Here is a 14,637-nt window from a genome sequence, read left to right on the forward strand (position 1 = left end):
CGTGGCACCGGGTTTCTTTTGGAGGGTTCAGAGACGCGTTGTTGTTGTTCTCATGAAATGGCGGACCGCCTGGGGAAATGTCATCGGATATGTCATGCCGATCTGAGGTAACGCGCGGGAAGGACCTCAAGCAGGCCCGCGAAGAGCACGATGACACCTCCCGCCATCTCGAAGCCTGTTAGGGATTCATCGGCGAGGAGGGCCGCGGAAAGCGCTCCCACCAGCACCTCCGTCATCAGCAGGATGCTGACGCGTGCAGGCTCAAGCCGGACCGTCGCCCACATCAATGCCACAAGGCTCAATCCCCACCACAGGCCTCCTGTCAGCAGTGCCAGCCCCGTGATCGTGAGGGCCTGACTCGGGACAATGCTGGGCAGCGGCTCAAGGGACGGGGCGAGAACCAAGGCCGTCACTGCCGCGCCTAGGGCGAAGACGAAGGCGGCGGGTAGAGCCGTGATGGTGGACCTGGCGCGGATGCCGGTGGTGGAGAAAGACCAGAGGATACCGCCAATCAACGACATCCACTCACCTGCTCCCCGGGGCAGCGGCAGATTGCCGTCGGCCCCCAGCATGATGGCCAGTCCTACCAGGCCCAGGACAATGGCGACAATGCGCAGGCGGGGCGTCGGCCATCCCATCAGGAAGCGGCCGATCAGCGTGCTCCACACCGGGCTGAGAAACCACAGCAGGATGATGATCGCGACCCGTCCATAGAGGAAGCCGATCGAGTAGAGCGCGAACGCTGCACCGCCCAGCGCGACCGAGAGCAGGGCGACCGGCCGGGTTCGTGCCAGTTGGCGGCGATTTCGAACGGCAAAGGGCAGAAGAAGTACCACCGTGCCAGCGGTGATGGCGGCTGTCCCCCAGGCGCCCGCCAGGCCCATCTCCCCCAGGGCGCGAACCGGTAGCCAGTAGAACCCCCATAGCACCCCCGTGGCGAGAACGATGGCGGAGGCGAGAAGCGTGCGCTGATCGGGTTGCATACGACATGACCTTGCTATTGCGTGAGGGCGGGGGCGAATAGCTCCGCGCTAGACGAACCATGGCGAGTCAGTGTGTTCCTGCGCGAAAGCCGTTATCACCGAAACGGCAAAAACGTAATTTTTCTTACTTTTATCCAGAGCAATACCGACTATTTTCCTGAATGGATGGCGTCATGCAATATATTTGATCTACACATAGAGGTTAGATAAAGTTACTTTTATGAAACGCCCATTGCCTTCTCTCAATGCGCTTCGTGCCTTCGAGACCACTGCACGCCATTTGAGCTTCGTGCCTGCTGCCGACGAGCTCCATGTCACGCCGGCGGCGGTGAAGCAACTGGTGCGCAAGCTGGAAGAGCACCTGGGCATAGCGCTCGTCGAACGTAGTGGGCGCGGCCTGAGGGTGACGCCGGCCGGCCGGGCTGGCCTGGAATCGCTGGCGGCAGGCTTCGAGCAGATCGAACGTGCGGTTGGCCAGATGAGTGCCTACCGCAATCCTCAGCGCCTGGTCGTCTCCGCCGAACCTTCCTTCGCCACTGCCTGGCTGGTACCCCGGCTCGAGCGGTTCCGCGCCATGTATCCCGACATCGATGTGCTGATCGATTCCTCACTTCGCCTGGCGAATCTTGAAAAGGGAGCGGCGGACGTGGCGATTCGCTTCGGCGTCGCTCCACAGAAGGGGGAAGTGGCCTACCGGCTGTTCGACGAGCAGCTGTGTGCCTTTTGCAGTCCATCGCTGACCACGCGCCATGATGGATTGCGGCAGCTGGATGACCTCTCTCGCGCCACCCTGATTCACTGGGATACGTCAGCCCTGACCTGGGCCACAGCGACTCGAGCGTGGGTGGGGTGGGAGCCCTGGCTCGAGACGCTGGGCGCCGGTCACATCGATGCTCGACGAGGGGTCAGTTTCAGCGACTACAACCTGGCCGTTCAGGCGGCGATTGCGGGACAGGGAGTCGTCCTGGGTAGTTTGCCGATACTGAGCGACCTGGTCACGGCAGGGCTTCTGGTGCGTCCATTTACGGACATCGTGGAGACGAGTATCGGTTACGATATTGTCGCGACCCGTGACGCCGTCGGTACGCAGCAGGTACAGAGCTTCATCGCCTGGACCAAGGCGGAGGCGGCAGGAGCCGCCTAGGCATCGGGTATCGGGCTCGCGCCATTGCCTGTCCCGAGCAGAGCCGGATTGGGGGCGGGCATCGATTGGGCTAGGCCGTCGATTGGGCTATGCTGAGCCTCGTGTAGAGTGCATGGCATACCACCCATTATCAGGGAGAATTTCTTCATGTCGTTCCGCCCCCTTCTTGCCGGCCTACTGCTGGCGCTGCCGCTGTCGGCTGTTGCCGAATCTCCCAATATCGAACCGGGACAGTGGGAGTTCACCAGCATCACCTCCGTGCAGGGTGACATGCCGATCCCCGACCAGACCGAGACCCACCAGGAGTGCATCGCCCAGGGCGATATCGACGATGAGGAGTTCAGCTTCATCGAGGAGGAGGGCTGCGAACTGCTCGAGCACAACGTCACCGTCGACGGCATGGACTACCGCATGGTCTGCCAGGCTGAGGGCGGCGAGGCCGATATCGTCGGCCAGATGGAGTTCCTTGGCGATACCACCGAGGGCCGTGTGGAGGTCACCGTCCAGTCGCCGCAGATGGGCGAGATGAACATGACCACGACCATGAAGGGGCGGCGCATCGGCGACTGCTGAAGCGTCTTCCCGCCATCGATGACAACGGCCACTCCACGGAGTGGCCGTTGTCGTAGAGAAGAGGTCAGTAGCCGGCAGGCGACTCGCCCATCTCCCCTTCCAGGCGGCGGGCGACGTCGCCCGGAGAGCCGGTCCGCCGCGCCAGCAGGTCATAGGCCACCGGCACCACGAAAAGCGTGAACAGAGTGGCGGCGGCCAGGCCGCAGAGGATCACCGTGCCGATCACCAGCCGGGTCTCGGCGCCGGCGCCGCTGGAGACGATCAGCGGCACGGCACCGGCCATGGTGGTCACCGCGGTCATCACGATGGGACGCAGCCGCGTCACGGCGGCATCGACCAGTGCCTCGTGGAAAGCCATTCCCTGGTCGCGCAGCTGGTTGGCGAACTCCACGATCAGGATGCCGTTCTTGGCGGCGAGCCCTACCAGCATCACCAGCCCTACCTGGCTGTAGATGTTCAGCGACTGCCCGGTGAGATAGAGCCCGAGCAGAGCGCCGCAGATGGCCAGCGGCACGGTGAGCATGATCACGAAGGGGTGCACGAAGCTTTCGAATTGGCCGGCCAGAACCAGGAATACAACCAGGATACCCAGGCCCAGCAGAAAGCCGGTGGCGCCACTCGCTTCGAGATAGTCGCGGGAGGCTCCCTTGACGTCGGTCTGGGCCTCCGGCGGGAGAAGTTCATCGACGGTGGCTTCGAGGTACTCAAGCGCCTCACCCAGCGCATAGCCGTCGGCGAGCTCGGCCTGCAGGGTGATGGCGCGGATTCGATTGAAGCGGTTCAGGGTACTGGGACCGGCGAAATCGGTGATCGTCACCAGGCTGGCCAGTGGGATCAGCTCGCCACTTCGCTGCGAGCGCACGCGTATGCTCTCCAGTGAGGAGGGGCTCGGCCGTGCGCCGGGCTCGCCCTCGAGAATCACGTCGTACTCCTCGCCGTCATCCACGTAGCGGGTCACCGTGCGCCCGCCGAGCAGGGTCTCCAGAGTGCGACCGATCTCGGTGACGGTGACTCCCAGGTCGGCGGCACGGCTGTAGTCGATTTCCACGCGCAGTTGCGGCTGGTTTTCCTCGTAGTCGCTCTCCAGGCCGGTCAGGCGCGGGTTGTCTTCGCGAATGTGCTCGATCACGGTGTCACGCCACTCGGCCAGTTCTTCGTAGGTGCCGCCACCGAGCACGAACTGCACCGGTTTCTCGACCCGCTGGCCGAAGCCCTGTCGCATCACCGGGAAGGCGCGAACGCCGGGCAGATCGGCGAGTTTCCGGCGAACCTCGTCCATGATCGCCCAGGCGCTGCGACGCTCACTCCAGTCGGCCAGCCCGACGATGACGAAACCGCTGTTGAAGTTCTCGATGTTGCCCCAGCCACGTGGCGCACGTACCACCGCTCGATCGATTTCGCCGGTTTCGACCATGGGCAGCAGTCGGGCTTCGATCTCGTCCATGTAGTCGAGCATGTAGTCGTAGGTAGCGCCGGGCGGGCCGTTGACCAGCACCCAGAAATTGCCGCGATCCTCCTTGGGGGTATATTCGTTGGGCAGCTGTTCATTGAGCCACAGCATGCCGCCGACCAGCCCCAGAAATACCGCCAGCACCAGCAGCCTCAGCTTGAGCATGCGCTCGAGCAGTCGGCGGTAGATACAGCGTGAGTGTTCCAGTGCCCACTGCACCGCACGGGCCAGTCGTCCCTCCTGCATGTCGCTCTTGAGGATCTTGGAGGCCATCATCGGCGTCAGGGTCAGTGCCAGCAGGCTGGAGATCGCCACCGCCGCGGCAAGCGTCAGGGCAAACTCCGAGAACAGTCGACCGATGTCGCCCTGCAGGAAGCTCAGCGGCACGAACACGGCGATCAGCACCAGGGTAGTGGCGATGACCGCGAAGGCGATCTGGCGTGTGCCGCGGAAGGCGGCGACCAGTGGCGTCTCACCGTGTTCGTGCATGCGCCGATGGATGTTCTCCAGCACCACGATGGCGTCGTCGACGATAAGGCCGATGGCCAGCACCAGGGCCAGCAGGGTCAACAGGTTGATGGTGAAACCCATCACCGCCAGCGCCGCGAAGGAGCCGATCAGGGCAATGGGCACGGTAATGGCTGGAATGATAGTGGTGCGCAGGTTGCCGAGGAACACGAAGATCGCCACGACCACCAGGCCCATGGCGATGAACAGCGTCTGCACCACCTGTTTGATGGCACCGGAGACGAAAACCGAGGCGTCGAAATTCAGCCCCAGGCTCATGCCATCGGGCAGGGTGCCCTGCAGGCGTTCCATTTCCGCCAGCACGCCATCGGAGATCTCCAGCACGTTGGCGGTGGACTGCTTGCGCATGCCCAGGCCCACCATGGGCACACCGTTGCCGCGAAAGATGGTGCGCTCCTCCACCGCGCCGATTTCCACGCGGGCCACGTCGCCGAGCCTTACCAGGTAGCCGTCTTGGCCCTCGTCGAGTACCAGCCCTCGGAAATCCCCCGGCGTGGCAAAGCTGCGCGGCAGGCGCACGATGAACTGACGGTCACGGGATTCGATGGCCCCGCCGGGCAATTCGACGTTTTCGGCACGCAGGGCGCTTTCCACGTCGCTGACGGCGAGGTCGCGCGCCGCCAGGGCGTTGGCATCGAGCCAGATGCGCATGGCGTAGTCGCGCCCGCCGCCGACGATCACCCGTGACACCCCCGTCTGTACCGAAAAACGGTCCACCAGGTAGCGATTGGCGTAGTCGGTCAACTCCGCCATGGTGTAGCCCTCACCAGAAAGGCTTAGCCAGATGACTACGTCGTCGCTGGAGTCGGCCTTCTGGACCTCGGGCGGCTCGGCTTCCTGGGGCAGGTTGTCGAGCGAGCCGGAAATGCGATCTCGAATGTCGTTGGCAGCTGCATCGATGTCCATGGCCAGGCTGAATTGCACGTTGATGCTGGAGCGACCGTCCTGGCTGGATGACGAGATCACCTCGATGCCTGCCACGCCGGCGACACGGTCCTCCAGCACCTGGGTGATGCGGGTCTCCACCACGCTGGCCGAGGCACCCGGATAACGGGTATCGATGCTGACTACCGGCGGGTCGATGGAGGGATATTCCTGCAGCGGCAGGCGCTGAAGGGCCAGCAGGCCGAAGGCCACGATCAGCGCGGCCAGTACCGTGGCGAGTACCGGCCGCTGCACGGAAACATCGGAGAGGCGCATCAGCTTTCCGCCTCCGCGGCATTGCGCTCGCGACGCAGAATCTCCGGCACGCTGGTGTCGTCATCGAGAATGCCGAGCAGGCGGACCGGCTGGCCGTCGCGCACTCGCTCGGTGCCGTGGGCCACCACCAGCTGGCCTTCGCTAAGCCCCTCCAGTACCTCCACCTCGCCTTCGCGGCGGGCACCGATGGTGATCTGGCGCCGTTCTACCTGGTAGTCGCCGTTCTCGTGCAGTATCAGCACGTACTGACGGTTGCCTTCGGGAATCAGTGCCGCTTCGGGGATGACCATCGTCTCGCGTGGCTGGCGCTGCACCACCACTTCGATCAGCATGCCTGGCCTGAGCTTCAGGTCGGGATTGTCCAGCTCGGCGCGTACCGGCACGCTGCGGCTCACCGGGTCGACACGTGCGCCTACGCTTGCGATCTCGCCTTCGAAGGTCGCGTCGGGAAAGGCCGCGCTGCGGGCCGTGAGGGTTAGGCCGGGCTCGAGGAGAGAGAGGAAGACCTCGGGCACATTGAAATCGAGTTTCATCACGTCGAGCTTGTCCAGGGTCACCAGTTCGGTACCGGGGGTGACTAGGCTGCCCACGCTGATGTTGCGAAAGCCGACGCGTCCGCTGAAGGGCGCGAGAATCCGGTAGTTGGCAAGCCTTGCCTCCAGCGCCTGGATCTCGGCCTCCACCTGGCGCAGCCGGGAGCGGGCATCCTCGACATCGGCACGGGGGGCCAGGTTGCGGCTCTCCAACTGATTCAAGCGGGCCACGGTGTTGCGCCGCTCGTCGCGTAATGCCTGGGCGGAACGCAGGTCGGCCTGTTCCTCGTTGTCATTCAACTGGATCAGCAGTTGGCCCGCTTCCACCTCCTCACCGTCGGTAAAACTCAGCTTGGCGATCAGTGCGGTCACGGTGGAGGAGAGTGTCACGCTTTCATCGGCACGCAGGGTACCCAAGGCTTCTATCGGGTCGGACCAGGGCTCTAGGCGTGCCTCGGCGGCGATCACCGCGGTGGGCTGCTGGGCGTACAACGGCGTCGCCAAGGCCAGTAACAGGCCGAGCAACAGGGGCAGTAAGTGTGAGGCGAGGCGTATAGGCATGAGCGCGGATCTTGTCGATGAGCGTGAGCGGTGCGAGAGAGGCGCTCGCGATCCTGCAGGCGCCATTTATAGCCTAACCGGGCCGTATCCTGGGAGTGTGACAACAATTCACAACTATCAAGAGTGGATTCCTTGCCGTCACAATGTACAAGAACTGTACATGATTGACCACTCTCGGCGCATCGATGTCCGGCTGCTAGAATGCCCGCTTGAAGTTGACGACGATGAGTGGCCGGGAGGATAGCGGGGGTGACATACGATGTGGTCGTGATCGGCGCCGGTGCCGCCGGGCTGATGTGCGCGCTGTCTGCCGGCCATGCCGGACGGCGGGTGCTGGTGGTTGATCACGCTAACAAGGCGGGCAAGAAGATCCTGATGTCCGGTGGCGGGCGCTGCAATTTCACCCATCTGGCCTCGGGGCCGGCGAATTTCACCTCCCAGAATCCTTCGTTCTGCATCTCGGCGCTCAAGCGTTATCGACCCGAGCACTTCGTGGAGCTGGTGGAGCGCCACGGTGTGGAATACGTGGAGAAGACGCCGGGGCAGCTGTTCTGTGCCGACTCCTCGAAAGAGATACTCCGTGTGCTGCTTACCGAATGTGAGTGGGCGGGGGTGGATATTCGTCTCAAGACCGTTGTTGAGGGCGTCGAGCGTCGCGGGGAGGGCATGTGGCTGGCGACCTCGCTGGGGCCCATCGATTGCGGGGCTCTGGTAGTGGCAACGGGTGGGCTGTCGATTCCCTCGATGGGTGCCAGCGGCTTCGGCTACGACCTCGCCCGCCAGTTCGGGCTGTCGGTCACCGAGACCCGGGCCGGCCTGGTGCCCTTCACCCTCACCTCGCACTGGAAGGCGCGGGTTGAGGCATTGGCAGGCGTCAGCTGCGAGGTGTCGGTGACATGTCGCGGGAGAAGCTACTGCGAGCCAATGCTCTTCACCCATCGCGGACTTTCGGGACCTGCCATGTTGCAGATCTCCAGTGTCTGGCAGTCCGGGGACACCCTTTCCATCGACCTGCTGCCCGGTCTGGATGTCTTTGAGGCGCTCTGCCATGCACGGCGCGAGACGCCCAAGCGGCGGCTTTCCAGCTGGCTGGGGGAGCGTCTGCCGAAGCGCCTGGCCCAGGCGCTGGTCGAGTGGCATGAAGATGACGGGGTGCTTGCCGAGTACAGCAATGACCGCTTGCAGGCCTGGGCCGAGGCCGTGGAGGCCTGGCGCCTCAAGCCTGCCGGGACGGAAGGCTGGCGGACTGCCGAGGTAACCATGGGCGGCATGGATACCCGAGCTGTTTCGTCCAAGGACTTTTCGGTACAGGAGCTACCACAACTTCGCTTTATCGGCGAGGTACTGGATGTTACCGGCGAGCTCGGCGGCCACAACTTCCAGTGGGCGTGGGCTTCCGGCGTAGCCTGCGGCAATTCACTTTAGGCTCGCATCAACAAGGCATGCCGCGATCAGAGGAAACGCCCACCCGAGGCGATGGCGACGGTGAAAAGCCCGAGGATCAGATTAATGCCGATCAGCCGGCGGATCTTCCCCAGCTGCTGACCGCCCGCGGCCCAGTTCTCGCCGGCCACGGCCCGGCCCAGGCGAGGGTAGGGGGCGAACCAGATGTGCAGGAAGATCGCCATCATCGCCAACCCCGATACCAGCATCAGGTGGACATGGAAGCTGGTACCTGCCATGCCACCGAAGACGCCGAAGAGCATCCACAGCCCTGTCGCCAGCAGTACTACCACAGCGGCCCAGACCCAGGGGAAGAAGCGCTGAAATACGTGGTACCAGAGGGTCAGGCGCTGGGGAGGCTCCAGCAGTTCTCCGGCGACCGGCCGCAGGATCATCCATGCGAAGAACATGCCACCGACCCAGATCACGGCGGCTAGAACATGCAGAGTGATGGCAAGGGACATGGCCAAGTTCCTTCGGGTGGTCAGCGCAGTAGGCGGCGCGCCCGCTTGACGATCAGTGCTCCGGTGGTCAGGCGGCCCGCCATGCGCGCAACGCCGCCGGGCCGTCGTGCGCCGTGGTAGAGCAGCATGCCGCCCATTATCAGAAGCGGCACCTTGAAACGCACCAGCAGGTTCCATCCATGGTCGAGGGAACGTCCCGCCGATTGCCAGCGACTGGTAGCCACCAGCAGATCCACGCGTTGCTGCTCGATGGCGTGTTCCAGCTCGGCTTTGCGGGCCTGACGATCAGCGCGTTTCACGCGACGTCTCCACCAGTTCACGGTCACTTGCCAAGTGGCGCAGCGTGCCGGCCAGCAGGGTGCGACGGCGTGCCAGCTGCATGACCCTCAGGGCGAGCAGGCCACCGCTTATCAGCAGCACCAAAGCGCTCACCCCGATGGCGGCCAGACGGTGGGTCTCCCAGAAGGCGACGATCACCAAGGTGGTGAGAACGCCGAGGCCCAACAGCAGCAGGATCAGGCTCAACCCGGCCAGCAGTAGCATGCCCACCAAGCGGGCTCGCTCTTCCTCGAGCTCGAGCACGGCGAGTCGCAAGCGCGTCTCGCCTATGGCGAGCAGGCTGCCGAGCAGCCGCTTGCCGGCAACGAACAGGCGCTGAGCCGGTCCTTGGCTCGCGGACATCAGCGCCGCCCGATGAGCATGCCGATGACAACCCCTACGCCGGCGCCAATGCCGATGCTCGTCCAGGGGTTTTCGTGGACGTAGCGATCGCAGGCGTCGGCCTGCTGGGTGACATTTTCGCGGGCTTCGTCATAGATGCGCTCTCCGCGAGTCTCGAGTCGCTCGCGAGTATCCTTCAGGCGCTTCTCGGCGCGCTCACGCAGCTCCTTGATGTTGCTGCGGGAATCATCGGCGGTGGCGTTGACCAGCTCCTCGATGGTCTGGGTGAGCTGGTTCAAGTCTTCCCTGAGCTGCTGGGTAGATTCGCTGGTGCGGGGGGCATGTCTAGCCATGAGAGTCTTCCTGTGACGGTACGTGAGAGTTCCAGCATAACAGTCGGCGACGTGAGTTCAACGTATTCGACCCTGACCCAGATCAGGGTCAACGCTCCAGGACGCCGGCGGAAAACAGCGGATTGATGCTGAAGCCCAGGCTCAGGCGATGGCTGCGCTGGTCGTAGTCGATCAGGCTTTCGCCGTAGCCATAATAGTACTGCACATGGCCGCGGATGCTGTTGAACAAGGGCCATGAGTAGTCCACCTGTGTGCCCATATGGTTGTCGCTGGGCTTGCCTCGCAGCATCAGGCTGAGTTCGTTGTCGCCATTGAGACGATGCGCCAGGGTGATGTCGCCGTAGCCGAGGTAGCTGTGGATATCGGGGTTGTCGTCCTCGTCCGAGGACTCCGGGATGCGCCAGTGGGGCGCCAGGGTCAGGGCCCAATCGTCGTTGACGATGGTGGACTCGAGAAGCAGCCTGTTCCAGCTGCGCGACAGCGGGTCTGAGCGACCATTGGACTGGTGGCTGAATCCCAGGCGGTTATTGATGTTGGTCCAGCCGAGCAGCGACATGTCGTTCTCGAAGTCGATGAAGACTTCCGGCTCGTAGTTGGTCTCGCGAAAGGGCGAGGAGGCATCTGTGTTGAAGGCCTGCCACCAGCTGCGCTGGGTGTAGGCGAAGTAGAGATCGCCGCCGTAGTCGCCGAACAGGTCATCGACCAGGTTGAATTTGGCGCTGAACTGAAATTTCATCTCTGCCCGATCAGGCTTGTTGCGATCAGTGATAACGCGAAAGGCCTCGTCGTTCGGACTGGTGCTATAACTCACCGGGAACCAGTAGTTGCGCCGGTGGGTAGTGATGGCGAAGGGGTTCTGTGACGACTCGCGTTCGAACTGACGCCGATCATTCACTTTCTCGTCGAGCTCCCGCTCGACAGTGTGCTCGACGAGGGGGGCGGCCTGAGTGCCCTTGCCATCGCCGTCGGCCAGTTGTCGACGCAACTCCCCCATCTCCTCCTGAAGGGCCGCGAGGCGTGCCTCGATAGCCGCGCGCTCGGCTTCATTCATCGGCTCGGCGGCCATGGCAGTTGCGTTCAGAACCGCCATTGTCAGGGCGGTGGAGAGCAGGGGAAATCGGGCAGACATCATGGTCAGATACCTGGTGGAGGTTAAAGGAGCGTCTCTATTACGCCAGTGCGACGAGTCAATTGTAACGCCGAGCCTACAGGGCGCCATTGCCATGCTGTCCCGGCGGGACGAGAATCATGCTCGGGTCCATCATAACCGAGGCTGCCCATTGAATGCCCATCTACATTACTGCTGCCGGTATGCTGCTGTCTCGCGTGGCTTGATACTCACGCTCCTGTGCTGTCTGGGGTGGCTGGTGATCGCCATGCCCGCGCTGGCTCAGGACGTCGCTGCGCAGGAAGAGACGCCCCGAGGGCTACCTTCGCGCGAGGAGATCGAGTCGCGCCTGGCCGAGCGCCTGCCTGCCGAGGGCGAGACGGTCAGCGAAGGGGTACAGCGTGATATCGAGGCCCTTGAGGCTGTGCTGACAGGACTCGACCAGATCGCCCAGGCAGAAGAACGCCTGGCCGCCCTTAACGAACGCGTTGAGCAGGCGCCTACCCAGTTGATTCGCCTCGAGCGAGAGCTGGTGGCCGAGGAGGAGGCCGATCTCGCTATCTCCGTCAGTGAGCTCGACGGTCTTTCCCTGGAAGAGCTCGAGGACCGGCAACGCGAGGCGGTCTCCGAACTGAAGCAACTGCAGGATCGACTGGCCGAGGTCAATTCACAGCTGATCGCCGCCGAAAGTCTGCCTGAACGCGCTCAGCGGGGAATCGCCGAGGCGATCCAGACCATCGAGCAGAGTCGACGTGCTCTCGATGAGATGGAGGCAAGGGACGTCCCCGCAGACGATCCCCGAATGCAGCAACAACGAGTGGCACTCCGCCTGGCCGAGCTGCAGATGCAGCTCCATCAGCGCGAGCTGGCCACCCACACCCAGTTGCGCGAACTGGCTCAGCGACGGCGTGACCTGCTCACGGGCCATATCGACCGGCAGAGCGTCATGCTCACCATGTTGCAGAGCGTGATCGATCGCAAGCGGCGCATCGCCTCCGAACAGGCGATCGCCGATGCCGCACGCGACGATCCCTTGATCACTGCTGGCCATCCGGTTCTCGAGCGGGCGCTGAAGGTCAATCGAGACCTCAGCCTCGAGTTGTTGAGGGCCACGGAACGCAGTAGTGATATGGTTCGCGAGAGCATCCTGGTCCGCAGCCAGCTCGATCAGGTGCGCCAGATCCAGCGCAGCCTCGACGAGCAGATACGCGCCATTCGAGGCAGCCTGCTGTTGTCACGGATCCTGCGCGAGCAGCGTCAATCCCTGCCCCAAACGGAGTCACTCAGCGACCTTAACGACGAGATCGCCGATTTGCGTCTTCGCCAGTTTGACCTGGCGCGTCAGCGTGACGATCTGCGCCAGAGTGAGCGGCTGGCGAGTCAACGCCTGACTGCTGCAGGCGTGGAAATCACACCGGCCCTGGTCGAGTCTCTTCAACGCCTCTATCAATCCCGGCGAGAACTGGTTGACCAACTCGAGCAGACCTATGGCAACTTGCTCAGCACCGCCATTGAGCTTCAACTCAACCAGCAGCAGACGCTTGAGAACTCACGGGAGTTACGCGCCACCATCGACGAGCAACGCTTCTGGGTAGCAAGTCGCCGCCCCCTTAACCTTGCCTGGTTCGGGCAGTTGCCTTCGCTGTTCATGCTCGAGTGGCATGAAGGGGAATGGCGGCAGATTCTGCCGGGCAACTGGCGCCTGCCCACCCAGGAGGCGCTCTGGGGCCTGCCCCTGCTGCTGGCGGCAGGATTGCTGCTGGGCCTGCGTCGGCGAATCAAGGCGCGTCTGATGGTTCTGCATGGCCAGATCGGCCGGTTGCACAGTGACTCCCAGGCACACACGCCCCTGGCGATCGTCCTCAACCTGCTACTGGCAATCCCCGGCCCCCTGTTACTGGCAGGTATCGGGGCCGTATTGGTTGCCGATGCCCAGGCCGGCGTCGTCGGGATGGGCAAGACCCTCTGGCACCTGGCCCTGGCCTGGACAGTTGTCGCCTGGGCACGTCGTTTGTTGGTGCCCGATGGGGTGGCCACCCGGCATTTCCATTGGCCGGTGGCCTACGTGACACGCCTGCGCGGCTTGTTGAAGTGGTTTGGCCTGGCGCTTGTGCCGGTACTGTTCATCGCCATCCTGGCGCGGGATGGCGAGATCAGTCTCGATGTCCGACCTTTGGCCCTGGGCTTGCTGATCGCCGGTCTGCTCACCATGAGCCTCGTTCAAGCACGGCTGATCCTGGCCCATACGCCCTTCTTTGGTGTCAATCTCTTCCGCCTGTTGCTGGGCCTGATCTTCGCTTCGGCTCCCCTTATTCTGGTGGGGCTTATTATCTCGGGATACGAGTACACGGCTCTGCAACTCATCGGTCACTTCGTGATCACGCTCTACCTGCTGGGATTGTGGATTCTTATAGAGGCCGCGGTGGTCAGGGGGTTGGCCGTCGCGGCCCGGCGTCTGGCCTTCAAGCGCGCCCTGGCTCGTCGGCGTGCCCAGGCCCAGGAAAGCGGTGAAGGTAACCTGGAGCTGATCGAGGAACCTCCGCTGGCCATGGACGAGGTCAACCAGCAGTCACTGCGACTTTCCAAGCTGGCCCTGTTGATCGGCTTTGTCCTGTTGCTTTATATGGTCTGGGCGGATCTGTCGTCCGTGTTCAGCTATCTGGAGCAGGTGACGATATGGGGTGACGCCGATGGCGAGGGTGCCGATCTCGTAGAGAGTGCCTTATCGCTGGCGGATTTTTTCACGGCTCTGCTGATCTTTGCCCTCATGATAATGCTGGCGCGCAACCTGCCAGGCCTGCTTGAGGTCATGGTGCTCTCGCGCCTCGAGCTGAAACCGGGCAGCGCCTATGCGATCACCTCTCTGCTCTCCTACACTATCGTCGCCACGGGGCTGGTGATGGGGCTCTCCAGTCTGGGTGTGTCCTGGAACAAGTTGCAGTGGCTGGTGGCCGCCCTCGGCGTGGGCCTGGGCTTTGGCTTGCAGGAGATATTCGCCAACTTCGTCTCCGGGTTGATCATCCTCTTCGAAAAACCGATACGCATCGGTGACACCATCACGATAGGCAACCTGACCGGCACGGTGAAAAGTATCCGCATCCGCGCGACCACGGTGACCGACTTCGATCGCATGGAGATCATCATTCCCAACAAGACCTTCGTGACCGACCATTTGATCAATTGGTCGCTCTCCGACACGGTCACCAGGGTGATTCTCAAGTACGGGGTCTCATTCGGCTCGGACCATCGACTGGTCCACCGCCTGCTGCGCCAGACTGCCGACGAGAACTCGCGGGTCCTCGACGACCCCGAGCCGGAGGTACTCTTCATGAGTTATGGCGACAGCTCCTTGAATTTCGAGCTGCGCATCTTCGTCAACAGCGTGACCGACAGGCTGTTCGCCACCGACGAGATCAACTGCCGGGTCGTTGATCTGTTCGCCGAACATGGCCTGACTATCGCCTTCAGTCAGCTCGACGTATGGCTGCATCGCGCCGACGGAACTCAGAAGAAGATCGAGAGCGTGGCCCTCGGTGATCCGGGGACACCGGAAGCCAGGCCCTCCGAAGGAATGAGTAATACAGGAGAGCGGAACCTCGGTCAGGGCGATGGCGATGGCGGTGGACGCTAAGGGCAG

General features: G+C 63.0%; 12 protein-coding genes. 4 read left to right on the plus strand and 8 right to left on the minus strand.

Annotation, left to right across the window (positions count from 1 at the left end; all coding sequences use genetic code 11):
- Positions 1 to 92: 92 nt before the first annotated feature.
- A complete protein-coding gene (locus U5L98_RS06790; protein ID WP_322557566.1) occupies positions 93 to 983 on the minus strand; it encodes a DMT family transporter in 891 nt (296 codons plus the stop codon).
- 220 nt (positions 984 to 1,203) lie between these two features.
- On the opposite strand from U5L98_RS06790, the gene U5L98_RS06795 reads away from it, so the two are divergent.
- Together U5L98_RS06795 and U5L98_RS06800 are read left to right on the plus strand one after the other, a co-directional pair.
- On the plus strand, positions 1,204 to 2,127 hold the full coding sequence (locus U5L98_RS06795; protein WP_322557567.1) for a LysR substrate-binding domain-containing protein: 924 nt from the start codon (positions 1,204 to 1,206) through the stop codon (positions 2,125 to 2,127).
- A 147-nt stretch (positions 2,128 to 2,274) separates the two neighbouring features.
- Entirely contained in the window at positions 2,275 to 2,700 is a 426-nt protein-coding gene (locus U5L98_RS06800) for a DUF3617 domain-containing protein (RefSeq protein WP_322557568.1), read from the plus strand.
- Positions 2,701 to 2,764: 64 nt separating this feature from the next.
- Here the strand turns inward: U5L98_RS06800 and U5L98_RS06805 are convergent, their stop codons facing one another.
- Entirely contained in the window at positions 2,765 to 5,878 is a 3,114-nt protein-coding gene (locus U5L98_RS06805; RefSeq protein ID WP_322557569.1) for an efflux RND transporter permease subunit, read from the minus strand.
- Positions 5,878 to 6,972, minus strand: a complete 1,095-nt coding sequence (locus U5L98_RS06810; RefSeq protein ID WP_322557570.1) for an efflux RND transporter periplasmic adaptor subunit — start codon at positions 6,970 to 6,972, stop codon at positions 5,878 to 5,880. Before U5L98_RS06810 ends, U5L98_RS06805 begins: the two co-directional genes overlap by 1 nt.
- A gap of 249 nt (positions 6,973 to 7,221) precedes the next feature.
- Between U5L98_RS06810 and U5L98_RS06815 the strand changes: the two genes are divergently transcribed.
- Complete coding sequence (locus U5L98_RS06815; RefSeq protein WP_322557571.1) at positions 7,222 to 8,397, plus strand: NAD(P)/FAD-dependent oxidoreductase; 1,176 nt, start codon at positions 7,222 to 7,224, stop codon at positions 8,395 to 8,397.
- Between the two features lie 26 nt (positions 8,398 to 8,423).
- Here the strand turns inward: U5L98_RS06815 and U5L98_RS06820 are convergent, their stop codons facing one another.
- The 5 genes from U5L98_RS06820 to U5L98_RS06840 form a co-directional block, all read right to left on the minus strand.
- Entirely contained in the window at positions 8,424 to 8,879 is a 456-nt protein-coding gene (locus U5L98_RS06820; protein WP_322557572.1) for a CopD family protein, read from the minus strand.
- Positions 8,880 to 8,899: 20 nt separating this feature from the next.
- The gene (locus U5L98_RS06825) at positions 8,900 to 9,178 is read right to left on the minus strand and encodes a YqjK family protein (RefSeq protein ID WP_322557573.1); all 279 of its coding nucleotides are present in this window, start codon (positions 9,176 to 9,178) and stop codon (positions 8,900 to 8,902) included.
- The gene (locus U5L98_RS06830) at positions 9,165 to 9,560 is read right to left on the minus strand and encodes a phage holin family protein (RefSeq protein ID WP_322557574.1); all 396 of its coding nucleotides are present in this window, start codon (positions 9,558 to 9,560) and stop codon (positions 9,165 to 9,167) included. Before U5L98_RS06830 ends, U5L98_RS06825 begins: the two co-directional genes overlap by 14 nt.
- Entirely contained in the window at positions 9,560 to 9,892 is a 333-nt protein-coding gene (locus U5L98_RS06835) for a DUF883 family protein (RefSeq protein WP_322557575.1), read from the minus strand. Before U5L98_RS06835 ends, U5L98_RS06830 begins: the two co-directional genes overlap by 1 nt.
- 88 nt (positions 9,893 to 9,980) lie before the next feature.
- Positions 9,981 to 11,024: a phospholipase A gene (locus U5L98_RS06840; RefSeq protein WP_416208183.1), complete on the minus strand. Its 1,044-nt coding sequence runs from the start codon at positions 11,022 to 11,024 to the stop codon at positions 9,981 to 9,983.
- A 244-nt stretch (positions 11,025 to 11,268) separates the two neighbouring features.
- Between U5L98_RS06840 and mscK the strand changes: the two genes are divergently transcribed.
- Entirely contained in the window at positions 11,269 to 14,631 is a 3,363-nt protein-coding gene (mscK, locus tag U5L98_RS06845) for a mechanosensitive channel MscK (RefSeq protein WP_322557576.1), read from the plus strand.
- Positions 14,632 to 14,637: the final 6 nt, after the last annotated feature.

Source organism: Halomonas sp., assembly GCF_034520545.1.
Lineage (GTDB): Bacteria > Pseudomonadota > Gammaproteobacteria > Pseudomonadales > Halomonadaceae > Halomonas.